The sequence below is a fragment of the Sinorhizobium chiapasense genome (assembly GCF_036488675.1).
Classification (GTDB): domain Bacteria; phylum Pseudomonadota; class Alphaproteobacteria; order Rhizobiales; family Rhizobiaceae; genus Sinorhizobium; species Sinorhizobium chiapasense.
This window is the reverse complement of record NZ_CP133148.1, coordinates 2,006,345-2,030,305: the sequence shown is the minus strand read 5'-3', so window position 1 is coordinate 2,030,305 and position 23,961 is coordinate 2,006,345. Positions and strand designations below refer to the sequence as shown.

Annotated in this window: 26 protein-coding genes; 15 read left to right on the top strand and 11 right to left on the bottom strand. The window is 61.1% G+C overall.

The window, feature by feature from the left end; genetic code table 11:
* Positions 1-189: 189 nt before the first annotated feature.
* A complete protein-coding gene (locus tag RB548_RS09770; RefSeq protein WP_331374728.1) occupies positions 190-447 on the top strand; it encodes a hypothetical protein in 258 nt (85 codons plus the stop codon).
* 343 nt (positions 448-790) lie between these two features.
* Here RB548_RS09770 and RB548_RS09765 read toward each other — a convergent pair whose 3' ends face one another.
* From RB548_RS09765 to RB548_RS09750, 4 genes are all read right to left on the bottom strand, one after another.
* A complete protein-coding gene (locus tag RB548_RS09765; RefSeq protein WP_331374727.1) occupies positions 791-2,362 on the bottom strand; it encodes a calcium-binding protein in 1,572 nt (523 codons plus the stop codon).
* 126 nt (positions 2,363-2,488) lie between these two features.
* On the bottom strand, positions 2,489-2,686 hold the full coding sequence (locus RB548_RS09760; protein ID WP_331374726.1) for a hypothetical protein: 198 nt from the start codon (positions 2,684-2,686) through the stop codon (positions 2,489-2,491).
* Between the two features lie 1,128 nt (positions 2,687-3,814).
* Positions 3,815-4,159, bottom strand: a complete 345-nt coding sequence (locus tag RB548_RS09755) for a hypothetical protein (RefSeq protein WP_331374725.1) — start codon at positions 4,157-4,159, stop codon at positions 3,815-3,817.
* A gap of 75 nt (positions 4,160-4,234) precedes the next feature.
* Complete coding sequence (locus RB548_RS09750; RefSeq protein ID WP_331374724.1) at positions 4,235-4,720, bottom strand: hypothetical protein; 486 nt, start codon at positions 4,718-4,720, stop codon at positions 4,235-4,237.
* A 197-nt stretch (positions 4,721-4,917) separates the two neighbouring features.
* Here RB548_RS09750 and RB548_RS09745 point away from each other — a divergent pair, with 197 nt between their 5' ends.
* The gene (locus tag RB548_RS09745; protein WP_331374723.1) at positions 4,918-5,343 is read left to right on the top strand and encodes a hypothetical protein; all 426 of its coding nucleotides are present in this window, start codon (positions 4,918-4,920) and stop codon (positions 5,341-5,343) included.
* 210 nt (positions 5,344-5,553) lie between these two features.
* On the opposite strand, the gene RB548_RS09740 is transcribed toward RB548_RS09745, so the two are convergent.
* Entirely contained in the window at positions 5,554-5,958 is a 405-nt protein-coding gene (locus RB548_RS09740; protein WP_331374722.1) for a hypothetical protein, read from the bottom strand.
* Positions 5,959-6,295: 337 nt separating this feature from the next.
* Between RB548_RS09740 and RB548_RS09735 the strand changes: the two genes are divergently transcribed.
* Positions 6,296-6,451 (top strand): DUF3309 family protein, encoded by a 156-nt coding sequence (locus RB548_RS09735; RefSeq protein WP_331374721.1) that lies wholly within the window; start codon positions 6,296-6,298, stop codon positions 6,449-6,451.
* A 56-nt stretch (positions 6,452-6,507) separates the two neighbouring features.
* Here RB548_RS09735 and RB548_RS09730 read toward each other — a convergent pair whose 3' ends face one another.
* Entirely contained in the window at positions 6,508-6,849 is a 342-nt protein-coding gene (locus RB548_RS09730; protein ID WP_331374720.1) for a GFA family protein, read from the bottom strand.
* A 608-nt stretch (positions 6,850-7,457) separates the two neighbouring features.
* Positions 7,458-7,703 carry a hypothetical protein gene (locus RB548_RS09725; protein WP_331374719.1) on the bottom strand — a complete coding sequence of 82 codons (246 nt, stop codon included), beginning with the start codon at positions 7,701-7,703 and terminating at the stop codon, positions 7,458-7,460.
* Between the two features lie 171 nt (positions 7,704-7,874).
* Here RB548_RS09725 and RB548_RS09720 point away from each other — a divergent pair, with 171 nt between their 5' ends.
* Complete coding sequence (locus tag RB548_RS09720) at positions 7,875-9,233, top strand: terminase large subunit domain-containing protein (protein WP_331374927.1); 1,359 nt, start codon at positions 7,875-7,877, stop codon at positions 9,231-9,233.
* On the opposite strand, the gene RB548_RS09715 is transcribed toward RB548_RS09720, so the two are convergent.
* The 3 genes from RB548_RS09715 to RB548_RS09705 all read right to left on the bottom strand — a co-directional run bounded on the left by RB548_RS09715 (position 9,211) and on the right by RB548_RS09705 (position 11,598).
* Positions 9,211-9,429 (bottom strand): hypothetical protein, encoded by a 219-nt coding sequence (locus RB548_RS09715; RefSeq protein ID WP_331374718.1) that lies wholly within the window; start codon positions 9,427-9,429, stop codon positions 9,211-9,213. The genes RB548_RS09720 and RB548_RS09715 overlap by 23 nt on opposite strands.
* A gap of 1,485 nt (positions 9,430-10,914) precedes the next feature.
* A complete protein-coding gene (locus RB548_RS09710) occupies positions 10,915-11,076 on the bottom strand; it encodes a Thivi_2564 family membrane protein (RefSeq protein WP_153437503.1) in 162 nt (53 codons plus the stop codon).
* Between the two features lie 333 nt (positions 11,077-11,409).
* Positions 11,410-11,598 carry a hypothetical protein gene (locus RB548_RS09705; RefSeq protein WP_331374717.1) on the bottom strand — a complete coding sequence of 63 codons (189 nt, stop codon included), beginning with the start codon at positions 11,596-11,598 and terminating at the stop codon, positions 11,410-11,412.
* Between the two features lie 304 nt (positions 11,599-11,902).
* Between RB548_RS09705 and RB548_RS09700 the strand changes: the two genes are divergently transcribed.
* The 3 genes from RB548_RS09700 (at position 11,903) to RB548_RS09690 (ending at position 15,641) form a co-directional block, all read left to right on the top strand.
* Complete coding sequence (locus tag RB548_RS09700) at positions 11,903-13,957, top strand: portal protein (RefSeq protein WP_331374716.1); 2,055 nt, start codon at positions 11,903-11,905, stop codon at positions 13,955-13,957.
* A gap of 190 nt (positions 13,958-14,147) precedes the next feature.
* On the top strand, positions 14,148-15,302 hold the full coding sequence (locus RB548_RS09695) for an amidohydrolase (protein WP_331374715.1): 1,155 nt from the start codon (positions 14,148-14,150) through the stop codon (positions 15,300-15,302).
* 66 nt (positions 15,303-15,368) lie between these two features.
* Positions 15,369-15,641 (top strand): hypothetical protein, encoded by a 273-nt coding sequence (locus tag RB548_RS09690; RefSeq protein ID WP_331374714.1) that lies wholly within the window; start codon positions 15,369-15,371, stop codon positions 15,639-15,641.
* Between the two features lie 281 nt (positions 15,642-15,922).
* On the opposite strand, the gene RB548_RS09685 is transcribed toward RB548_RS09690, so the two are convergent.
* Positions 15,923-16,201 (bottom strand): hypothetical protein, encoded by a 279-nt coding sequence (locus RB548_RS09685; RefSeq protein WP_331374713.1) that lies wholly within the window; start codon positions 16,199-16,201, stop codon positions 15,923-15,925.
* A gap of 200 nt (positions 16,202-16,401) precedes the next feature.
* Between RB548_RS09685 and RB548_RS09680 the strand changes: the two genes are divergently transcribed.
* The 8 genes from RB548_RS09680 to RB548_RS09645 all read left to right on the top strand — a co-directional run bounded on the left by RB548_RS09680 (position 16,402) and on the right by RB548_RS09645 (position 23,847).
* Entirely contained in the window at positions 16,402-16,638 is a 237-nt protein-coding gene (locus tag RB548_RS09680) for a hypothetical protein (RefSeq protein ID WP_331374712.1), read from the top strand.
* Positions 16,639-17,254: 616 nt separating this feature from the next.
* The gene (locus RB548_RS09675; RefSeq protein WP_331374711.1) at positions 17,255-17,536 is read left to right on the top strand and encodes a hypothetical protein; all 282 of its coding nucleotides are present in this window, start codon (positions 17,255-17,257) and stop codon (positions 17,534-17,536) included.
* 174 nt (positions 17,537-17,710) lie between these two features.
* Positions 17,711-18,664, top strand: coding sequence for a hypothetical protein (locus RB548_RS09670; RefSeq protein WP_331374710.1), 954 nt, complete (start codon positions 17,711-17,713; stop codon positions 18,662-18,664).
* 231 nt (positions 18,665-18,895) lie between these two features.
* Positions 18,896-19,891 carry a DUF5309 domain-containing protein gene (locus RB548_RS09665; RefSeq protein WP_331374709.1) on the top strand — a complete coding sequence of 332 codons (996 nt, stop codon included), beginning with the start codon at positions 18,896-18,898 and terminating at the stop codon, positions 19,889-19,891.
* Between the two features lie 95 nt (positions 19,892-19,986).
* Complete coding sequence (locus tag RB548_RS09660; RefSeq protein ID WP_331374708.1) at positions 19,987-20,574, top strand: L,D-transpeptidase; 588 nt, start codon at positions 19,987-19,989, stop codon at positions 20,572-20,574.
* A 111-nt stretch (positions 20,575-20,685) separates the two neighbouring features.
* Positions 20,686-21,426 carry a hypothetical protein gene (locus RB548_RS09655; protein WP_331374707.1) on the top strand — a complete coding sequence of 247 codons (741 nt, stop codon included), beginning with the start codon at positions 20,686-20,688 and terminating at the stop codon, positions 21,424-21,426.
* 283 nt (positions 21,427-21,709) lie between these two features.
* The gene (locus RB548_RS09650; protein WP_331374706.1) at positions 21,710-22,831 is read left to right on the top strand and encodes a hypothetical protein; all 1,122 of its coding nucleotides are present in this window, start codon (positions 21,710-21,712) and stop codon (positions 22,829-22,831) included.
* A 203-nt stretch (positions 22,832-23,034) separates the two neighbouring features.
* On the top strand, positions 23,035-23,847 hold the full coding sequence (locus RB548_RS09645; RefSeq protein ID WP_331374705.1) for a phage tail tip lysozyme: 813 nt from the start codon (positions 23,035-23,037) through the stop codon (positions 23,845-23,847).
* Positions 23,848-23,961 lie beyond the last annotated feature (114 nt).

Here is a 23,961-nt window from a genome sequence, read left to right as displayed (position 1 = left end):
CTGCGGTCGGTTGCAGCGCCGCATGTTCTCAAGGAAACATCCATTTGATTTCTTTTCTTCTTTGGGTCGTCCCGCGTTGCGGGCACTGAAGACCCCCGCGTGAGCGAGTGCATTTGGGGCGCTTCTGGAACCTTCCGCCGACGTCGGCATTAACACTTCGCGGCTCGTCGAAGAATGCGGGCGTTTGGCATGGATGTGCAAAAGGCGGGGATGACCAGGCTGCTTTTGGCGGCCCCTGAGTTGAGGAACAGCCCCTGGATGATGCAGGATCTCGCGTTTCTGCAGTTATGTGAGATGTACGAGCATGCGTGCGTGCGGCGCGATGCTTTGCGGTGCGCTTCCGACAAGGACGATGAATCCCTGCTCCGGCTGGAGGAGGAGTGTAGGGCTTTGCAAGCAGCGGCAATCGCTTACATCCGCGAGCGGAAGTTTTCCGGCATTATCTGAAAGGCGACATCGATCAGGGCATCAACGTGGCGACCATGAACGCTGCAACAAGGCCGCATGCGGCAATCACCACGATCCACTCGACCATCTTGGCATGCCGGACAGGAACCATCGCCAGTCCTCCGCACTATTGCAGGCAGGGAGGGAAACGTTCGGCGAGCGCAAAGGTTCATGTCACGGGCACTGGAAGGCCGGCCACTGCGCGGTGAATGCGGCGGCGAACGTTCGCCAGCCCGCCGTGAACGAGGCTCTTGGGTCTTTTCAGCCCCCGCTTGAGGAGTGATGCAGTGGCAATGAAAAACCCCGCCGGGGCGGGGTTATGGCTGGCGAATCCCGCCTCAACTCACAGGACGAAATAATCCTTGGTCAGCGTGACGGCGTCGTCGAGGTGGATCTTGAGATCGGCAACCTTGTCGCCGTTGACGTCGGCATAGACGCAGGTGTCGGACGCCTGCTTTTCATAGCGAAGCTCGCCCGCCACGCCCTTGAACGCCGCCGTTCCGACAAAGCTGAACGCTTGATTGCCCGTCAGTTTCGTGCTGGCGTCGATCGCCGAAAGATCGATCCTGTCCTGCTCGCTCGCGAGGAAATCGTAGATCGAGTCGAAGGAGGCGCCGGCGGATTCGGACGTCGCCTTGAAGATGAACCGGTCGGCGCCTGTGCCACCATAAAGCAGGTCGCGGCCCGCGCCGCCGTAAAGAAGGTCGTTGCCGGCATAGCCCGTCAGCGTGTCGTTGCCGGCGCCGCCGGTGAGCCCGTTGGCAACCGCGTTGCCGTAGAGCTTGTCCGCATAGTTCGTGCCGATGAGGCTCTCCACCTCGGAATAGGTGTCGCCCTTGGCGTCATTGGTGTTTGCCGCTGCACTCGTAAGATTCGCGATCACGCCGAGAGCAGCACCCGCATAGGAGACGGTGTCGGTACCACCGCGACCATAGAGCCTGTCCGCGCCGACGCCGCCGATCAGCGTGTCGTTGCCGAGCCCGCCATCGAGGGTATTGGCGCCGGCGTTGCCGGTGAGCGCGTCGTTGTAGCTCGATCCGACAAGGTTCTCGATCGAGTAGTAGCTGTCGCCCTTGGCGTCATTGGTGTTTGCCGCAGCGCTCGTAAGATTGGCGATTACGCCGAGCGACGCGCCGGCATAGGAGGCAGTGTCCGTGCCGGTGCCGCCATAGAGCCTGTCGCCTGCGGCACCACCGACCAGCGTGTCGTTGCCCGCGTCGCCGTCGAGGCTGTTGGCGCCGATGTTACCCGTGAGCGCGTCGTTGTAGATTGATCCGATAAGGTTCTCGATCGAGGAGTAGCTGTCGCCCTTGGCGTCGTTGGTGTTGGCCGCTGTACTCGTAAGATTGACGATCACGCCGGCCGTCGCGTCGATACAGGAGGCGGTATCCGTGCCGATGCCGCCGTAAAGCCTGTCGCCGCCGGCGCCGCCACGCAACATGTCGTTGCCCGCTCCGCCGTCAAGCGTATCGTTGCCGCTGAAGCCGCGGAGCGCGTCATCGCCGCCATTGCCGTAGATCAGGTCGTTACCGCCGAAGCCCGCCAGAAGGTCGGCGTAGTTGCCGCCTCTGATTGTATCATTGCCGGCAAGCGCAGCGGTCATCACTGCGAGGTCGTCATTTGTCGAATAGGTGGTTGCCGCATTGACGATGCTCGTGGCCGAGATGCTGATCCCCTCGGCGATCCACACGGGCTCTCCATTGTAATAGTAGCCATAGCTCGTGACCGTGCCGCCGATCGGGACGGCGCCGCCGTAGGTGAAGCCGAAGCCGCCGAACGCGTCGACTCCGCCGTCGCCATAGTCGACCCGGTAGAGCGTCGTTCCGAATTCGTAGTATTCGCCGTAGTAGAGCCAGCTGAAGTCGTAGCCGCTCATGTCCAATGAATAGTTACTATTTACAGTGATCGTAGCCATTATTCCCCCAGCGTTGTAGGGGAACCCATAGATCGTTTCATGGTTGCAGGCAAGGAGCGTCGATGCCGCCGGAAAATCGGTGTGAGTTTCCGGCGATATCGGCGTGGATTCAGGGGACTAGGTAATCTATTCCACCGAGTGCACGGGGCCGAAGCGTTCCATGGTGAACGAGGTCTGGACGGCGGGGCCCTGGAGGCGGTCGGTCTTTTCGAGCTTTACCGTCGGCATTTCGGCTGGCGGCATGCGCTGCTGCCAGGAGGTGGTGAGAAACAGGCCGGCGCCGGCAACAAATCCGATGGCAACATAGATCCAGTGATTACGCATGACTGAAACTCCTTCTGTCGGAAGGCAAATGCGTGAGGGCTTGTCTGGTTCCCCGGTATCGGCCCGGGAGCCATGAGCTTATCGAAAGTCTAAAATATAAGCGCCGCACCATCATTTCTTGGCATTACAGTATAAATATCTGTCGGCTTGCCGGTTTTTCTAGCCTCGCTCACGTCTTTTTTACCGGCAGGTCAGGCAAGGGCTTTCCGCGGCGTGCACGACGGCCACCACCGGCCTCAAGGCGCGATGATGTCTCGTCCCCGTCGCTCTGCTTGCGGAAATGCCACCAATCCAATCATGCCCAAGCCCCTTGAGCATCGACCTGGCTTTGATTGAAGCAGAGGGCTCTGTCTTATGCAAGAAAATTATAATATACGTTTGTATAGCAAGGGCTTGGCTGGTTTTTGTGGGTGCGTGGCGTGAGGCGATCGTGCCGGCAGCGGAGGGGCAGGATGGACAAGGGAGCGGATTCCGACAGGCAGGCTTCGAGCAAAAATGCTGTCGCTAAGTCGGCGATCGGGCGCTTTGCCCTTTGCCGGGTCTTGTGTTCCGCGGGTGATTTGGATTATTCCGTAAATCAAGGATAGGAATTTTGTCCTGATGCGACGGCTGCTTCGGCAGCCGTTCTGATTCCTGAATTTATCAAACCATCGTCAAACAACGGATTACGGCAGCCACCGCGCGTCTCACGACGCGGCGCGGCGCCGTACGCGGCCGGTGATGCGCCTTTAGTGGAACAGCGACCTTGAGGCGTCCGCGAGGATGCGCGGCGCTGCGGCCATGGCAGCGTCACCGGCCGCCCCGCAGCCGCCCGGCCCGATCGCAAGGCGCAAGACGCTTGAACGACGCTGACCAGAGGCGCAACGCGACGGCCGGGCGGGCTGCGGGACGGAAATCAAGGAGTAGTTTATGAGCGATTGGAAACGTCCTTTGCCTTGAATGGCATCATATCGTCGATACAGGCGACGCAGGACAGGCTGGACGACGATGAGCGTAAGAGGTTTTACGAAGATCCGTACAAAACCGAACCTCAACTGAAAGGTGAAGAGCCGTCGCCCTGGGACAGTCCAAACCGCAAGCGCCCTATTTCCTTGCGAGAGGCGCTTTCTATTGGGTCGAGTGATCCAGCTACCGCAAATCCTCCAGCGCAATGAAGAGCGTGCCGAATTCCACGCGGCCCTTGTCCGCGAGTGCGTCCGGAAGCCGGAAATACAGTGTTTCGGCGTGCGGTGATCCGCCGCCGACGAAGACTTCCTCAGTGCGGTCGGCGAAGACGCAGCAGGCGGCCGGATCGTCGGGTGCGGCGCGCACACTCAAGCGGTAGCTGTCGCCCGACAGGAAGAAGCGGATGCGGATGTCGTGCTCGCCGACCTTGAGGGTGCAAAGATCGCCGGTGCCGCACCAGCCGGTCGCGTGTACAAAAACTCTTGTCGTATTTCTGAATCCAGGCCTTGACGAGGTAGCGTGGATCACCGGTCTGGCCCGAGGCGAGGGCAGAGGAGGCGGAGATGGCGGCGAGAAGCGTCGCTGCCAGTGAGCCGGACACGTTCACCTTGCCTCCTGCAGCGTGTCGAGCGGCCTTGCGCTGACGGGTGTCGCTTGCCACCAGTCCGGCTCGGGCTTCTTCAGGTCTTCGACGAGGATGATGATTTTGCCGAATTCAACCGGATTCCCGCGGGCCGCCACATCCGCCGCGCTGTCGTAGAGGGTCTCGACATGAGGTCGCCCGGTCTTGACCACTGTCTCGGCGGTGCCGTCGGCGAACAGGCAGCAGCGCTCCCGTTCGGAAGGAGCGGTCTCGAAGCTCAGGAAATATCGGAAATGCCCGATCTCGCGTAGCTTCACCGTGTGATCGCCGATCTCGAGTGTGCAGAAATAGCTGCCGTCGCACCAGCCGGTCGTGTGTTCGAAGCTCTTGTCCGCCTTCTGCAGCCAGGCCTTGACGAAATATTGCGGCTTGCCGGTCTGCCCGGCTGCGAAGGCTGAAACGGCCGATGCGGCGGCGAGCAAGGTCGTGGCAATGAATTTCAGCATGGGTCCAGGGTCCCTTTCTTTGAGTGTGACGCGCTGGTGCGACCCGGCCGCAATCGAGGCGTTGCGGGCGCTTGTGATTCAAACTGATTCGTGATTCTGGTGCAATTATGGGTGGCGAAAAATCACCGATGCACGCACCGTCCCGAGGTGGCTCCTGCGCCTGTTCACACGATGCAAAGGTCGATGGAAGAGAGGCGATGGACGTGACCGTAGACGATGTTTCAAGCGCCCCGGGGTTTTGCCCGGGCGATCCGGCAGATGGGCCAGCCGATGATGCGGACCAATCCGCCAGCCCTGCAGCGAAGGGCTCGCGCACGCGGCTCGGCGGCGCTTTCCTCGAGGCGGTGCAGGCGGATTTCGAGGCGCATGGCGTCGACGTGATCGCGCGGCTGCGCGAGGAGAAGCCGGAATCCTATCTGAAGCTGCTCGCCTCGATCCTGCCCAAGGATCTCTCGGCGAATGCGAACGCGCTGGACGAACTGACGGATGAAGAGCTTGTCCGGCGCATCCGGATGCTCGATGCGACGATCCGGCCGCTGATCGAAGCGCCGACAAAGGGCAGGGCGGCGCGAAAGCCCGCGCGGACGCGGCGGGCGAGCGGCAAGTGTCTCGGAAAGAAATGAATCAGTTCAATGCGCTACTGCATGTTTCCTTAAATCGTAGCCGATTTGAGGACAAAAACATGCAGCAATTCAAGGTGCTACAACGTCCTTTGCGCGTCCGATAAGACGCGCGGCGCTGTAGGGGACCTTTCAACAAGAAGGATGAGGTGGAGCCCCACCTCATCCCAATTGCATGTTTCATTAAACCGGTGCCGATTTAACGCAGTCTGATCAGCGGATCGCAGAGGCGCTGGCGGGAACCGCTGCCTCGCTGCCCGAGAAGATGATGACGGCGAACATCAGCACGCCGGCGAACGCGATCAGCGAGGAAATGGCGACGATCGGTTCCATCGCCGCGTTTCCAGAAAGCAGCAGATAAAGCGACGGGATCAGCACCGCGACGCCGAAGGTGTATACGACGTACTGGATCATCGCCAGGCGCTTCTCGGCCTTGCGCGGATTGAGCGCGTGGTAGACGCCGAAGAGCGCCATGGTGACCCAGCCGAGCAGGTTGGCGTGGGCATGGGCGCCGGTGGGCGCGTGATTGCCCGAAATCGACATGTGAAGTCCGACCGAGATGCCGGCGATCAGAAAAATGATGGCGGTCTTGAAGTAAAGATTTGCGATGCGTGGCATTGATTCTCCCCCTCTGTTGCCGACAGAAATTTAGCATGTTCTCAGAGGCCCGAGAACGAGGCTATCAAAGGATCTTTGGCGCGCCGACGCTGTTACCGATGTTACAATCGAAATATTTCCGGAGGGCGAGTCGGCACTGCAGCATTGCTGGCGGGAGAAAGAGGTTTTTCCGACGGTCGGTCGCGCGATTTTAGCGGAACTTATTGCGACGGCGGGAATTCGGTAGGGAAGAAAACACCCCGCTGCGCCAGCGCACCCGCGCCAATAGCACGGCGGCACCTTCTATTGCTGCATAGTTTCATCCGCGGATCGAATTATGCGAGCGGAGGATTGCGAAATGCTTGGAACCGTACTTCTCGTTATTCTCATCCTGCTCCTGATCGGCGCCTTTCCCGCCTGGCCCCATTCGAACGCCTGGGGCTATGGCCCTTCCGGTATTCTCGGCGTCCTGGTGGTCGTGCTGCTTGTTCTCTTGCTGATGGGCAGGATCTGAGCGCCCTCGTGGCCACGCCCAAGTCGGTCGAATCGCTCGTGCTGACAAGCGGGGGTTCACCAGCTTGCGCCGTCGATCAGCCGGTGCGGGATTTCCTCCCAGACGGCGCGGTCGAACATCCGCATGTTGACACCCATGCGCGAGGCGTTGCGCCCGCGCGGCGACCAATGGGTCGTGCAGCCGCAGCGCCCGCAATGGTGCATGGTGAGCGTTGCGTCGCCCTGGACATAGCCGACAAGTGTTTTCTGCTCGTCGCTGATCTTGACGTCGTTCACAGGATAGTAACCCCAGAGCGCGCCGAGCCGGCTGCAGATGGAACAGTTGCAATCACCGAGCGTCTCGGGGCGGATGGGAACGGTGATGCGCACCGACCTGCAATGGCAATGACCTTCGATCATGGTGTGCTCCTTCGGTGAGCCGGTCCGTTCAAGCATTGGCCAGCACCGAAGGAAGCGCAAGAGGGGTGTGAAGCGAACCCGGAATTGGAACCGGGGTGAGGGTTGCGACGTTTTCAGGGTAAGTACGAAGGCCCAGCGCGGCTATCGCGCCGCGTGACGCGCAGGCAACCGCGTCAGCCCCATCCAGTCGGGCCTTCCCGGACGGGGCGATCACCTCATTTCGAGATCGAAGAGGTTATCTCGGCCGACACGGCGGGGACGGCCTCTGTTCGATTCTGGGCCAAGGCGACATGAAGAACCGCGGACACGGCAATGGAGAAGGTGAGAGCAGCTATCGAAGCGCCAAGACCAGTTTTGACCATCTCCATCCCTTTCAAGCGCGTTGTTGTCGTCCGTCTCTTCAGAGCGTGCGATGACGATATTCGTGTGGCGCCGATCGAGTTGTTCCCCCGGTAACGTGAAATATGGTTAACGACTGATTGATGGCGGCCGGCGCAAGCCGAATGCCGTGCGTCCGATAAGACGCGCGAGGGCGGTTTCCCTTAGATATCTTTGCAGTGATGGCATCGCCGGCCGCCGGCGGCGGGGCGATCTTCGCGACTCTCGACTTACTTGGTGGTGATGCCGTGGTCGGGAGCGCCTTCGCTCGACCAGCAGGAGCAGGGTTCGCCGGCCGGACCGGTGCCGTAGTAGCACTGCGTCAGGCGGGTCGCGCATTGGCGCGGCGAATTATCGACGACAGCGGCGGCCACCTTGGGGCGGCGTGCGGGCGCGGGCGCTTCGGCGGTCTCGGTGCACGAGGACGCCAGCGCCGAGAGGCAGAGCGTAATCAATAAGGTACGGCTGATTCTCATTCGGTGGAATTTCCACGACTGCTCGCCAAAGGCAAGAGCCAATGATGGAACAATGCGCGAACCGGCGGAGAAAAAATGCCAAACCGATCGACCGAGCCTGTAACGGCGATATCGGGCGCCTTCGGACAACCGTCAGATCTCCACGCGTTGCTCAAAGAACAGGCGGTGCTGATGGCCGAACTCGACCGGCGGCGGCGCACCAATATTCTCGCCGGTTACCGGCCCTATGCGAAGCAGCGCGATTTCCATACGGCGGGTGCCGCGGTGCGCGAACGGCTGTTCATGGCCGGCAACCAGCTCGGCAAGACGCTTGCCGGCGCGGCGGAGGCGGCGATGCACCTGACGGGGCGCTACCCGGACTGGTGGAGGGGGCGACGGTTCGACAGGCCGGTCGTGATGCTGGCGGGCTCTGAATCCTATGAGCTGACGCGCGACGGCGTGCAGCGGCTGCTGGTCGGCCCGCCGCTCAACGAGGAGGACTGGGGCACCGGCTTCATTCCGAAGGCGACGATCCAGGCGACCACGCGGCGTTCAGGCGCATCCGGCGCGCTCGACAGCCTGACGGTGCGCCATGTCACGGGAGGCGCCTCGACGCTGCTCTTCAAGGCCTACGAACAGGGGCGCGGCAAGTGGCAGGCGAACACGGTCGACTATGTCTGGTTCGACGAGGAGCCCCCGGAGGATGTCTATTTCGAGGGGATCACCCGCACCAATGCGACGCGCGGCGCGGTCGCCGTCACGTTCACGCCGCTCAAAGGATTGAGCAGCGTCGTGGCGCGGTATCTGATGGAAAAGTCGCCGGATCGCGAGGTCATCACCATGACGATCGAGGATGCCGAGCATTATACGGCGGAGGAGCGGCAGCGGATCATCGACAGCTATCCGGCGCATGAGCGCGAGGCGCGCACCAAGGGCGTACCGGCGCTCGGTTCGGGGCGTGTCTTCCCGGTGACGGAGGAGACGATCCGCGTCGATCCCTTCGAAATCCCGAAGCATTGGGTGCAGATCGGCGGGCTCGATTTCGGCTGGGACCACCCTTTCGCCGCCGCGGGCTGCGCCTGGGACCGGGACGCCGACATCTTCTATGTGACGAGGACCTATCGCGAGCGCGAGGCGACGCCGATCATTCATGCGGCGGCGCTGAAACCCTGGGGGCCGTGGCTGCCCTTCGCCTGGCCGCATGACGGCCTGCAGCACGACAAGGGCAGCGGCGAACAGCTGGCGTCGCAATATCGCGGGCAGGGGCTGGCGCTGCTTGCCGAGCGGGCAACCTTCGACGACGGCACCAACGGCGTCGAAGCGGGGCTTTCCGAGATGCTGCAGCGGATGCAGACCGGGCGCTGGAAGGTGTTTTCCACTTGTGCCGACTGGTTCGAGGAATTCCGCCTCTACCACCGCAAGGACGGCCGGGTCGTCAAGGAACGCGACGATCTTCTCTCGGCCTCACGTTACGCGCTGATGATGAAGCGGTTCGCGCGGGGGAAGGTCGATGCCGCGGCGTGGAAGTTTACGGATCGGAAGGTTGTTTGACGCGGGTGATGTCGGGCAAACGCTCGGGGGCGATCGCCTTCCATTCATCCGTTTCGCCCGCCATTTCTGCTGACACCCGGGCGCCGGGCAGCGCGTATCCGTGCGGCTCCTGCCGTTTGAAGGCCTCGACGAGTTCCGGGCGAAGGCCATCGGCGCGCGCAATTGCGATGGTGTGGAGTGCGAGGAGGGATCTCATGGCTGTCTCCGTCGGTTGATCAGCATGTTGATCGCGCAATGTCACCGAAGCCACCCGTTTCCTGCGCTGTGCAGCCCAGCCAGGAGAGGTGCGCCGCTCGCAACTGACTGCCTCTCCCGTGGCAGGCGGCGGCTCCTCCGGATTGCCGAATAAGCCCTACCCGGAGGAGGTATTTCCGCCTTCGGCGCCGCGGACGAGGGCTTAGCCCACGGGGAGTAGAAGTCCATGTTTCGTTCCCCAAGCGTTCCTCTGGCGTTCGTAATTACTTGAGCCGATGTTTGCATAAGCGGCGAGCGGTGGGCGTAGGCAGCCGGATCCGGCGCTTTCAGACTATTCCGGACGGAAAACCGCTCGACACTTTTTCCTGGGATTGCTTTGAAAGTTACGCAATTCCGGACGGAAAACCGCTCCACACTTTTCCTGGAATTGCTTTGGAAGTTGCGCAATTCCGGGCGGAAAATCGCTCGACACTTTCTCTGGAATTGCTTTAGTTGCTCGGCGCGATTGGCGGTCTGCTCGGAGGCGCCTCCTGTTCGGGATGGAACGCCAGGATACTCATGACGAGAGCGACGAGGATGAGTATAAGCGCCAGAAAGGCGATGCCGGTCTTGTTCATTCCCCATCATGGGGCACTGAATGTGAGAATTTCGAGGCATTCGCGGGCCCGCGAGGCAGAAGCCTCACGCCTACAGCGCCGCGCATCCGATCGGACGTGCAAAGATCGCGGTAGAGCTTTGAGTTTTCTGCATGATTTTGTCGTCAAATCGATTCCGATTTAAGGAATCATGCAGTAGCGTCTAGAGCGCCGTGCGTTCAAGTGAACGCACAAAGGACGCTCTAGCACTTTGATTCTAGAGCATCTTATCCGCTTTCAAGTGATTCCACTTGAAAGCGGGATGCTCTAGAGCCTGTTATCGCGTCTCGGTCTGTGCGGCCGGCAAGTAAACCCTCGCGGCGGCGTGCTCTTCACTCGTCAAAGATCCTGCAAGAAAGAGATAGGCCGATATGCCGAGCACAGACAGCAGCAGAATGGCCACGGGGAGGCCGCTCGAAGCGTGATATTCCGGTCCTCGGTAATCTTTTCCAGCCATCGTAACGAACTCCACTCCATGCACATACGAGAACGTGCCATCAGTGCAACTGGTTCCTGCACGATGGTTGGCCAGGGATAACAAAGGTTGAGGCGTTGTAGCGTGACGGCATTATACCATGCTCCTCAGCTCGTGGCCGGAGATTACGGGTGATGGGCGGCATCTGCCGCCACCGGTTCACTGACTGTTCGTAGCTATTTTTGGCAGCGGGCAAGCGCGACCAATCGGCGTCTCCGTCGAGACCAGCCCGTCGGTCGGTCGGGAACGTTCGCCACGATGTCAATTCGAGCGCGTTTTTCAAAGCCTCACAAGCTATACACATCCAGGCCCGGAGCGCCGCGCGTCTCGTCGGACGCCACGGGTCACGGCGCGCCGAATCGTGTCGAGGGCGCGATCAAAAGACCGCCAAATACCGTAGCAGTGACAGGATGCCGATGATGATCACGATGGCCTGGACGATCTGTTTCGCACGCGCGTCCAGTGGAAGCCGATTTACGAGATAAAGCACCAGGATGACGACCAGGAACGTGATCAAGATGCTGATGAGGATCGACATGGCCTCTTACTCCCGATGAAAGCTTCCGACTACTGCATGTTTCGTTAAATCGTAGCCGATTTAGGGATAAAACATGCAGCAATTCTAAAGTGCTACAGCGTCTTTTGCGCGTCTGGCAAGACGCGCAGCGCTGTAGGGCTTAACTATGGGAGGTTTTGCAGAAGGGAAGATCTGCTACCGAAGATGGCAACGTTTGACTGCGCCCCTCACTTGCATTGGAAGCCCGGAGCGTAGTGCTATAGACGGTGGTCGCGTGCGCCGAGCGCTGCGCGGCTGGGGCGTTTTGGTTCGCTCTCCATCGGTCGGAGGCGATGCCGAGATTGGCCACCTGTGTTACTCTTCCCAAAGCATTTCCATGATGTCGTCAGGTGACTCATGAACGTGGAGCATGACGGAGGTTCCGCCATTGGGCGCGAAAGTGACGAGAGTGGTGCGCCGCTGCCCTTCTACCCGCTGGAAGTGTGTAACAGTGTCCATGTTGATGAAGATCGGTCCGTTGTTGTCGTGCAGTTTAAGCCACATGGATCAGCCTCTCTGATGTTGCGGTCCATTGAGATATAACATCATCCCGCCGGCGTTCGCACTTTAGCTTAGCAAGATCACCGGGTTCCCGGCCAGTTGCGTGCCATCTTCCGGGAGCAAACCGGGTAGCTTCGCTTTCGCCGCACGCGAAAGAGCTGGGTTTCTGCAGCAATGATGAGACTGCATGACGTCCCTTCCTCAACGTATCTCTTCTCCTCCTCGCGCGAAGCGCTGGTGAAAGCGCGCCTTCTGCGCGCACCCAAGCAAACACAAATCAGGAATTTACTGCCCGAAAGGTTCTCCTATGGCTGCAATGACCGATGAACGGCTGGCCCAGCTTGTCAGCCAACTGGTGAAGGACTGCGAGGACTATCGCGATGTGCTCGCGGTCGATCGCATCAAGGCGATGGAATATTACGACGGCACGATGAAGGACGTGCCGGCGGACGCCAACCGCTCGAAGGTCGTTTCGCGCGATTGCCGTGCGGCGATCAAGAAGGTGCTGCCTTCGCTGATCCGTACCATTCTCGGCAACGACAAGGTGGTGGAATACGCCCCCGTCAACGAGGGCGACGAGGCGGCGGCGGAACAGGCGACCGACTACATCAACTACGTCGTCTTTCCCGAAAGCGACGGCTACGACGCCGTGCAGGACGCGGCGCACGACGCCCTGAAGCTCCGCAACGGCGTGATCCGCTGGTGGTACGAGGACAAGGTGTCGGTCGCGGTCTCCACCCATTCCGGGCTCGACGAGGCCGCTTTGGTGCAACTCGTCGGCGACGACGCGGTCGAGGTCTTGGAGCAGTCGCACACGATCGGGAAGATCCAGACCCCTCAGGGCGTGATCGAACAGCCGAGCTACAACGTGAAGATCCGCCGCAAGGTGGAGCGCGGCACGCCGCGGCTGGCGGCGGTGCCGCTCGAAGAGTTCCTCATCCATCCGGACGCGCTCTCGATCGAAGAGAGCCCGATCACCGGCATTGCCACGCGCATGCGCCGCTCTGATCTCATCGCGATGGGGCATGACCGCGAGCTGATCGAAGGCCTGCCGGCTTCGACCGGCGACAGCGGCAGCGACGCCGAGGAGTTCACCCGCAGGCGCGATGCCTTTGCGGCGCGGGATGCGGCGCCGAAGGCGCTGGAGGAAGTGGATTATTACGAGCTCTACGTGAAGGTGGACGCGGACGACGACGGCATTGCGGAACTGCGCCGGCTGGTCTTTGCCGGCGGCACGGGCGCGGAAAACCTGCTTTCGAACGACGAATGGGACGAGGTGCCCTTCGCGGATCTGATCGTCGAGCGGCGGCCGCACCAGCGCGAGGGCGGCTCGGTCACCGACGACATGGCGGAAATCCAGCGGGTGAAGACCGTGCTGATGCGCCAGACGCTCGACAATCTCTACTGGCAGAACAACCAGCAGCCGATCGTCCAGGAAGGCGCGATCGCCAATCCGGAAGCCGTGCTCAACCCGAAGTTCGGCCAGCCGATCCGCGTCAGCCAGGGCATCGACGCCCGCGCCGCGCTCGGCTACACCGTGGTGCCGTTCGTGGCGAAGGAGTCCTTCGCGATGCTTTCCTATCTCGATCAGGAGGCGACGGATCGCACCGGCATTTCCGACGCCTCGAGCGGGCTTGCGCCGGACGCGCTGCAGAACATGACGGCGCGGGCAACGGCGCTGATCGAGCAGGCGGGGATCGGCCAGACGGAGCTGATGGTGCGCACCTTTGCGCAAGGGTTGAGGCGCGTGTTCAAGGGGCTCTTGCGCCTCGTCATCAAGCACCAGGACCGGCCGCGTGTCGCGCGCCTGCGCGGCCAGTGGGTGAGTTTCGATCCGCGCCACTGGAACGCCGAGATGGACGCGACGGTCAATACCGGGCTTGGCGCCGGTACGCGCGAGCGCGACATGATGATGGTGCAGATGGTCCAGCAGCTGCAGGAAAAGCTCCTGATGACGCTGGGTCCGGACAACCCCTACGTCTCGCCGGACAACCTTTACAACGGCATCGCCAAATCGGTGGAAGCGGCGGGGCTGAAATCGCCCGACCTCTATTTTTCGAAGCCGTCGCCGGAGGAGATCCAGCGGCGGATGCAGGCGAGTGCAAGCCAGCCGAACCCGGAAATGCAGAAGCTTGAGATGCGGCAGCAGGCGGACGCTGAAAGAGCGCGGCTTGCCGCGGAAAACGACCGGCGGAAGCTGGAGATCGAGCGCGAGCTGAAACTCGCCGAACTCCAGCAGAAGGGCGCCCTGAAGCGCTACCAGATCGACGCCGAACTGAACCTCAAACGCCAGCAGAATGCTGCAGAGGCGCTGGGGGGAGAGCCGGTGTCGGTGGCTCATGTTGGAGGGATACCGGGATGAGGATCGAGCCTTTCATAGGGGCTCAGGCATGCCGCGTCTGCTGATATGAGATGCTGACGTTGCCGGCTACCGAGTGCCAGCCCTTTGAATCATGCGAGGCAATCGCGCGTTATTTGGGCTGGACCGGCTGTCGCCGCCGGGGCATTTTCGAAGAGTTGGTTCTATCAGGACGATTGTAGGGAGGTGAAGCGTGTTTCTGGGCGGCGGTGAACTAGAGGAGATCACGGCGTTTCGACGCGCGCTGCATCGCCGGCCCGAGCTTTCGGGCGCGGAGGCGGAGACGGCAAGGGCGGTCGAGCGGGCGCTTGAGGAAACCAGGGCGGACGAGATCGTCACCGGGCTTGGCGGGCATGGCGTGGCGGCAATCTACCGGGGAGCAGGCGAGGGGCCGACGGTGATGATCCGCGCCGAGCTCGACGGCCTGCCGATTACGGAGGTTTCCTATCTGCCACACCGCTCTGAGATCGCCGGCAAGGGGCACCTCTGCGGGCATGACGGGCATATGGCGATCCTGATGGCGCTGGCCAAGGGGCTTGGCCGCGAGCGGCCGGCGCGCGGGCGGGCGATCCTCCTCTTCCAGCCGGCCGAGGAGAACGGGGCAGGGGCGGCGGCAGTGCTCGCCGATCCGAAGTTTTCCGCGCTGAGGCCCGACTTCGTGCTGTCGCTGCACAATTTTCCCGGCCTAGCGCTCGGCCATGTGGCGCTTGCGGAAGGGCCGGTCAACTGCGCCTCGCGCGGCATGAAGATCACGCTTTCGGGCAAGACGGCGCATGCCTCATCGCCCGAAGACGGGATCGCGCCGACCTTTGCGCTTGCAAGACTCCTCAGCGGCCTGACCGCACTCGGCGCGGGCGGGGCGCTCGACGAGAATTTCACGCTCGTGACGGTGACGCATGCGAAGCTCGGCGAGGAGGCTTTCGGCATCAGCCCCGGTCACGCTGAAATCTGGGCAACGCTGCGCACGCTTACAGACGAGGGAATGGCGGCGCTGGTGGCGACTGCGGAGGCTCTTGTGCTGAGGGAGGCCGAGGCGGCCAATCTTGATGCGACGGTCAGCTACGAGGACGTATTCCATCAATGCAGCAATGATGCCGCGGCCGTCAGCGAACTCAGACGGGCGCTCGACGAGGAAGGCATCAACCACGATCGGGGCGCGGGCGCGCTACCGATGAAGGCGTCGGAGGATTTCGGCCTCTTCGGCCGCGTCGCCCCGTCGGCGATGTTCTTCCTCGGTGCCGGCGAAAACCATCCGCGGCTGCACAATCCGGATTATGATTTTCCCGATGCGCTGATCGGCATCGGCGCCCGGGTCTTCATGCGCGCGATCCGCAACCTTGTGGGGTGATTGCCCTGTGGCAAGATGGGAGCCTCGTGAAAGGCGAAGAAAGATCGGCGCCGCAAAGGGGATGGAATGAGACATGCCGTCCGCAAGTTCGCGCTTTCATTCGTGCTCGCCGTTGCCGGCGCAACGGCCGCGCTTCCGGCCGAGGTCGGGGGGACGCCAGGAGCGGCTCAGACGCAGGGCGACAGCATGAAGGAATTCATGGCGGCCAATCCGGATTGCCTGGAATTCAACGACCGATGTTCCTTCTGCGCGGTGGTCGCCGGCGTGGCCGAATGCTCGACGCCGCAGATCGCCTGCGTGAAGCAAAAGACGGAGTGCACGAGGCGGGCGAGCAAATAGGCGGGTGATGGCGCGGGGTCGAATTGCGCGGGACTTCGGCAACGACTGGTACGATGCACATCAAACCTACCATCAGAACCCACAGTTCTGGGAGGGGGCCTACAAGGGCGATCCAAATAACCGTCGAAGCGGCCCGACAATGGCGCCGGTGAAGCGTACCTCGCGGCTACCGGCGTCCTCCGGTGTTCCGGAGGGACGTACGCTGCGGGAGAGCCTATTTCCGGGGCGAACGTCCCTCAGACAGGCGCAGGACGACTGGCGCGAATGACCCCGACGCGTCGTCAAAAGCCGCGGGTGTAGACGGCGTAGGCAGCAAGGCAAAGCACCCAGAAGGCGACGGCGGCCAATTTGCTGACGTCGGAATTCATGACGTAGCGGCCGTCCTCCCGGCGCTTGAGCCCGATCCAGTTGAAGCCGGAGTCTTCAAGGTAGAAATCGTCGACCACAACTTTGCCGAAGCTCAACAATGGCACGGCGACCCGTGCAGTTCCGTAAAAGAAGAACTCGAAAACGAGGACGCCGATATTATTCAAGGCAAGCCAGAAAGCAGAATCGAACACGAAAAAACCTAGCCATTCCTTGATTCGCTTCTTTCATCGAGACTCTCGGCCAGGGTGGACTTGACGTGTCGTGGCTGAAGGCTCCCGCCTCACGTGACGACGGGTTGGCTTGGCAAATAGATATCTCAGAACAAAACAGGAATCAATCCTGCCGTGTAGCGATACTTTTTGCGGTGCAGGAGGTCGGGAGAAAACATGATATGAAACCAGAGGAAAGGACTGCCGCGGCGCGGGCGCTCGTCGACAATCCGCTGTTCGACCGATTGATGGACGAATTGGAAGCGGCGGCGATCAACGGCTGCGTCAATGCGAAGATTACCGACCACGAGACGCGCGCGGCCTTTGCGGCCGAGGTGCGGGCGATCCGGAATTTCCGCGGCAGGCTCAAGTTCCTGACGGAACAAGCCAGGGGTGAGGGAACGAGCGCACCGGCTTGATGGGGCACTCCCCGGGACTCGATTTTTAGCGCGGCAGCGAGACCGCTTTGTCCGAAGGGGCGCAAGGTGAATTGAGGTGCTACCAGATCGACGCAGCACTGAATTTTAAACGCCAGTAAGAACGTCGCGGAAATGTTCGGCGGCGCCTATCGGTGGGGGAAGGACGATAGGGGAGCTTCTTGGTGGGGCGGCGGGTGGTGCGTTGGGCTCCAGATTTGGCAAGTTTGGCGAGGGCCTTGGCGGAGCCATTGGCTATAAGATCGGTGGGGCCATCGGGTCCACTCTGGACGGGCCTGTTGCCGAAACTGTCGCGCGGGGAGTGTTCACACCGAATGAGAAGGACTACCCCGGCTATTGGGGTTGTTCCGGTCGCGACGGAGTGGGCGGGTGGAGCCGGAGCCGCTAGAGGATGGCTTCAGTTTAGCCCGAGAAGGTTCCAAGCACGCTGCGACGGCAATCGACCGGCGATGGTCAAATGGCCTATCTGCGGTTGAACAATAGCCTTCGGAGAAATTCATAAAACAAAATCAATATGTAATAGGAAATAGCAAATGATGCCATTTCCAGTCCGTTACGAACCCATTGGCTGTAATCCGGCAAGAGCGGCCTGATTATCATGCTCGTCATCAAAGCGGACAGCGTACCGATCAGCGCTATCATCCATATCGGAGTCTTTTCCAAGATCCTGTCCCCTGCAGATAATCATCGAGACGATTTGCCCGGCAACAACCGCAAGGCCGGTGGGCGGCGTGAGATTGGGCACTCTTCAAAACCAGCGGTTTCTCACACTCATAACCCGGAACAAAACGGGAATAAATTCTGCCGCGTGTGGTCTCTGCGCGGTGCGCCCCACGGTTTCCGCGGCATGCGGGGGTTTATCGAACAGAGCAGGCCGTAGGGCGAGCGCGCCGGCGTGATGTGCGGTAGATGCAAACCGGGTGAGCCGACGCTACTCCATCCAGCGAAGCAACCTCCAATCTGCCTCATGAAACCGCTGTAGCACATTGAGATATCTTAACTTCCTCCGGGCGAACGGGCTTCGTGAGCCGCGCCCGAACCAAAGGGTCATTCCATGATGAACGATAGTGCCAACCTGCCTTTCGGCGGGAGCAAAACCGTTGACGGCTCGCTCGAGCCCGCAAGCTTCGACGACCTCGATTTCCGGGAACTGCACGACGCCAACCCGGAGGACGAGGATGATGAGGCGTGGGGCGGCGAGGGAACCACGGAATACGTCGGTGAGGACGACGATCCGGATGCCAAAGGCGACGAGCCGGGCTTTTCCGACGAGGAGCCGGCCAACGAAGCCGAGGATCTGGTCGTGACGCTCAAGGGCGGCGAAGAGGTTCCGCTTGAGGAACTGAAGCTCGGCTACATGCGGGATCGCGACTACCGCCACAAAACCCAGGACCTCGCCAACGGGCGACGGGCGCTCGAAAGCATGAGCAGCCGGGTCGCGGCCACCGCCAACGCCGTTGCCGAACTCGTCGCCGGTCAAATCCCCGAGGAGCCGCCGGAGGAGCTGAGGTTTTACGACCCGCAAGCCTATCAGCGGCAATGGGCGCTCCACCAGGCGGGGCTGGAACAGCTCGCGCGGGTGATGGCGCTCGGCGACGAGCCGGCGGCGGTGACGGCGGAACTTCAGGCGGCGGCGAACGAGGAGAGGCTGGAGACGGAAAACGCCAGGCTTCTCGAAACCTTCCCCGAGACGGGGCACGACGAGGGGCGGCAGGCCTTCTTCGCCGACGCCTTCGAGACGGCGCGGGAGCTCGGCTTTTCCGACGAGGAGGTGCGCGAGGTTATAGACCACCGTCTCTTCAAGGTGGCGCACTACGCCCGGCTCGGGCTCATCGCCGAACGTTCGCGGGCGAGGGCCTTGCAGAAGGTGGCGGCAGCACCCGCCTCCGCACCGCGCCTGAAGGCGCGGAGCGAGACGCGGCGCCACCAGCGCGAAAGCCGTGAGGCCATGCAGCGGCTCACGCGTACCGGATCGATCCGTGATGCCATGGCGGTGGATTTCGAATAGCGCCGACTGCGGACTTAGGGCGTTAGATTGCCCCTCATCCGGCCTGCCGGCCACCTTCTCCCCGCACGCGGGGAGAAGGGACGCGTTGCATCGTTCTCGCCCACGTTCCCTCTCCCCGTCTGCGGGGTGAGGGTGAGGGGCAAGCCGAGCCGACTCACTTCAACAACCTAAAGGCTTCGCCCGCGTGAACTCCTCGCGCGGGCGATCTCATTTTCACAGAAGGACCAGACAATGGCAGTTCTCAGCAATACCTTCCAGACGACCCAGGCCGTCGGCAACCGCGAAGAGCTTTCCGACGTGGTGTCGCGCATTACGCCCGAAGATACCCCAATCTATTCGCTGATCGAAAAGGGCAAGTGCACCACCTATCACCCGGAATGGGAGACGGACGAGCTGGCCGCGCCCGGCGACAACATCCGCGAGGAAGGCGAGGAATACGCCTTCGGCGCGATCACCCCGCCGACCCGGCTCGGTAACTACACGCAGATCATGCGCAAGGACTGGATCATTTCCGCCACGCAGGAGGTGACGGCCGAGGCCGGCAATGTGCAGAAGCGCAAGTACCAGAAGCTGAAGAAGGGCGTCGAGATCCGCAAGGACGTGGAATTCGCGATCGCCGACACCAATGCGTCGGTGAGCGGCGCCACCCGCGAGTTCGGCTCGCTCAGCACCTGGCTCACCTCCAACGTCTCGCGCGGCGCCGGCGGCGCCAACGGCGGCTTCAATGCCGGCACCGGGCTGACGGTGGCGCCGACCGACGGCACGCAGCGCCCCTTCACCAAGGCGATCCTCGATACGGTGATGCAGCAGGGCTACCAGAACGGCGCCAACTTCCGCCACGTCTCGGTCTCGCCCTACGTCAAATCCGTGTTCGTCACCTTCATGTCCGACAGCAATGTCGCGCCCTTCCGCTACGCGGTCTCGCAGGGCGGCGAGCGCAACACCATCGTCGCGACGGCGGATTATTACGAAGGCCCGTTCGGCACGGTGATGGTCCACCCGAACCGGGTGCAGGCGGTGAATGCCGGGCTTGCCCGCAACGCCTTCTTCATCGACACCGACATGCTCTCCTTCCTGTGGCTGCGCCAGATCCAGGAAGACCGTGACGTGGCCAAGACCGGCGACGCCGACAAGGGCGTGATCATCGGCGAGGGCACGCTGAAGGTGCACAACGAAAAGGGCCTCGGGGTTGCTGCCGACCTCTTCGGTTTGAGCGCCGCAAGCTGACGACGGGTTTGCCGGTCCTCTCAGTCGCCCCTGTGTCCGTGACAAGGGTGACTGAGAGGCAGCGGTCCAAAGAATGCAAAAAGAAGGAGATCGGCATGGACAAAAACAACCTCAGGAAGCGAATGATGCTTCACTTCGACGGCGATCGTCTCACTGCAACGGAAGGCGGCCGATATTCCGGCTCCTGGCCGGCGGTAAGCGGAAGACCAGGCCATGATTTTCCGACGGAGCAGCATAACCAGGGGAATGGGCCAATACCCGAGGGCAGATACTCCGTTGGCGAACTGCAGCACCGGGGAATTATGGACGATGTGATCGGCTTGCTCGGCTACCCCTTCGGAAAGGGAGGCAAATGGCCGGGCGGTCGCGTGGCGTGGGGCAACTCAAGGGCGTGGCTCACTCCCAAGGCAGATATTGATCCGAAGTACGCGCACAGAAGCGGATTTTCGATCCATGGAGGTCGGGATCCGGGGTCTGCGGGATGTATCGACCTCACGGACCAGATGGATCGGTTTGCCGACTTCCACGACAAAACCGGGCAGTCCGCGGAGCTCGTCGTCTCCTATCCCGATACGTCCACCTCGGAGCGCGGCAATCGCTGGACACCGGACTCATCTCTGCCCCGAAACAGACGTTTTCCCGAGGGGATTTCTCTTTGGGACGCGCTTTCGCGACACTTCTGACAAATACCCTGGGGTTGAGAATATTTTCCTCCACAGCCTTGCGTGTGTTCACGGAATGTTCTAGAAGCGTTTTAGGGGAATATGAAACCGCGTGCAGCGGCGGGAGCGAGTATGAAAAACTGGCCACGGGGCATTCTCTATCGTTTTGCCATAGTCTTGGGCCTGCTTGTCGTTCTGGGCGGCGTGGTCTTCGCCATGATCGGTCCCGACGCCGGCGAGGATGCAAGCCGAAGGGGTATTTGCGAAAGAAGCGGAGGGACGGCGCCGGAATGTGCGCTGCCGCCGGAGAGCGCCGACAAGGTGCTGTATGCCTTGCTTTCCTGCAGTCCCGACTTCTTTCGGATCCTTAAAGAAGAGAGGGCTGTGTTCGGGCGTGCGGAAATCAAGGCTCTCCCTTACAACCTGATCAGTCTTGAGGAACCACGGACGACAGTGGCGACCTTTGCCAAACCGATCGAGGCTTATGGACTCACGCTGATCGGCTACAGCCAGGATTGGTCTCTTTACAAGGGCGCCTCGTCGGAGGGTTACAGCTGGGGATTTCACGTCATCGAACCCCCGGCCGAGGTCGCGAAGGCGATCAAAGCGCGTCACCCTGATAAGGAAGAGTTTCGCCGCTCCGGATGGGTGTCGGGCGCGATGAGATCCGATGACTGGCCGGGCCTGATCTGGACGCCGAAAGCTGTTTTTCCCGGAACGCAGATCGACTGTTTTGGTGACCGAGGGGACAACGGGATGGAGGAATTGCCCTACGTGGCCGATCTTTTCCTGTCGCAATCAGGCGAACTGCGAATTGTCGGAAGGCTCAGGCTATTCATCGCGTCGTTCGCGAAGACGATCGCGGAGTTCTGACGATTTTAAAGGCGGAGCGCTGCCTTCCATCAATGTTCTTGTAATGTTCTGCAGGAAAAGCGGGTTGCAGGCCAATTCGTGAAACCACTGATGGAGTAGGGAGTGTCAGGCAAAACGGGTCGGAACCGGTGTCGCCGACGCTCCCGCTCTCTTCCTGACCTCCGTGCCGTAGGGGCCAATTGCCACGCAAATTCTATCCTTTTCTGCAATCCGGGGACCGGTCCGGCGACAGGCGGGCACGGAAACGACCAGTTGGAATTAATTCGCTTCGGGAGGAGCAATCTTGTTCAGGAACTTCACCGCGGCCCTTGCCGCTCTCGTCACACTCACGTTCGCTGCGCCGGCATTTGCTGGGCCGGACCGGCTGCTCGATGCGCTGCTTTCGTGCAAGCCCGAGTTTTTCTCGGTGCTGAAGGAGGAGAGGGCGGCGCTGGGGCCGGTCAGCATGGAGTTCTTCGAAACCGCAAGCTCTCGAGCCATCGATTCCGACACTGACGGGCTGTTTTACCAGAAGGTGAAATTCGCAAAGCCGTTCAAGGTCGCTGGGCTGTCTGTCATTGGATATCTCCAGTCCCGGTTCATCGACGAGGGCAAACCCGCTTCCTACCAATGGGCCTTGCTGATCGCCGTCCGGCCGGATGCGCTTGCGGGCATTTTCAACGCACGTTTCGGTACAGCCTACGAGCAAATGCCAATGAGCGTAATGTGGCGGAACGATGTCGAAGCCGCTCCGGTTTCGCCGCAGCTGATGATCGAAGCCGATTTCGACAATGGTGTCATACAGACAGAACTGCATTGCGATCACTACGTGCGCGTGGGTGGCGACATGGAGTTGCCGGACGCAATGGAGCTCTTCGGGGCTCCGGAACTGGGCGTGTTTCCCCTGCGTGATGGCGATCGTCTCATGAAGGCGCTGCTATCCTGCAGTCCGGATTTCTTCGACATCGTGAGAGGCGAAGGGAGAGCGTTTGGCGCAGTGCGACTCACGCGGGAAGCGAGTTCGGGCAAGGGAGATTCACCGATTGTCGCCGTTCGCGCCGATTTTCCCTCGATCGTGCATGTCTGGGGAATGCGCCTCGCGGCCTACGTACAGGGCGTCGAGGTGAAGGCGGGAAAACCAAGGTTGTCATGGAGCTTGCTGACCAAGGAGGACCCCGAAGAACTTGCTCACGTCATCGAGTATCGCACAGGACGGGTGAACCCGGACGGCAAGAAATGGATCGATAGCGTGGCGTGGCTTCACGGCCTCAACAAGGAAAAATTGGACGGCGATGCCCCAGCACAGAATTTTTCCGTTTCGCGCGGAAAGTCGTCTGCTGGTCTTCTGTCCTGCTCCATCCCGGCGAATGATAGCGGCGTCGCCTTGCCGGACACAGCCGATCTGTTCCTGACTTCGTCGCGATAGCCACGTTCCTCACGACTGTTTTGCGCCGTCACTATCCCGACGCTCGCGGCGTTGCGTGCGCCGGGAACGATGCGCTCCTGGCTGATAATGCAGTGCATTCTTCGGTGCGCAGCGGACTGCACGCGAGAACCGCAGAGCGGCATCGGTCGCCGCCAGCGTGGGATATTCCGACGGCCGCCAATTCAAAATTCCAAAGGTGAATCATGACCAGAAAAAACAAGACCCTGAACTGGATGGGTATTCCTGCGAGAATCCATTCGGTCCGCGATGCGGTCGAGTATTTCGATGACAGTCCTGTTCTGCACAACGGGTCGATCGCCCAAGCGACTGAGCGCCGCAGTGCAGACACTCGTTTCCGCCATGCGCCCATCGAGAGTATTTTGAGCGGCGATCGCAAAGGACCTCTGAACTATAAAGGAACCCTCACCGACACGACCGCCTTCAGCAAACGCGCTCGGTCATTGCCGGTCGATCATTTCCGGAAGTTGGGACCCAAGGACAAACTCGCGGACAGCATAGCGATGCGCCTCAAGCGAGATCTTCAGCAGGAGCTGTTGATGCCCGAACAGGAGGCGGCGGCTTTGGTGGGGAACCTCTATCACGAGAGTGGGGACTTCGGGGCGCTCTACGGAGACCTCGAGGAGAGGAACAAGGACCCGAACAAAGGTCTTGGCTATGCGCAATGGACAGGGGACCGGCGCAAGCGGTTTTTGGATTGGAGCGAAGCGCGCGGACTTGATCCCAACTCCTACGAAGCGAACTACGGCTTCCTGAAACAGGAGATCGTCGGTCCGAAGCCGGAGAGTGACTTCCGAGAGCCGCTTTCTCGTGCGAGCGATCTGGACACCGCCACGAGAGTGGTTGCCAAGGATTACCTGCGGCCAAAGAAGGGTTTGGAGCATTACGGCAATCGCAAGCGCCTCGCCGCACGCGTGATGCAGTTTCCGAACTATGCGCGCCAGGCGCCGATTCCTGCACCGCGGCCGGACGATGAAGTGGAGCCCTGGAAGTATTGAACGGGCGTGACGCTGATCAATGCTGAAAAACGCATGCACGGTTCATGACTTCTGTTCACGCAGCTTGAAGTTGCCGCCGCTGCATGGAACAGGAATGGATCGCCGCGTTTTGCG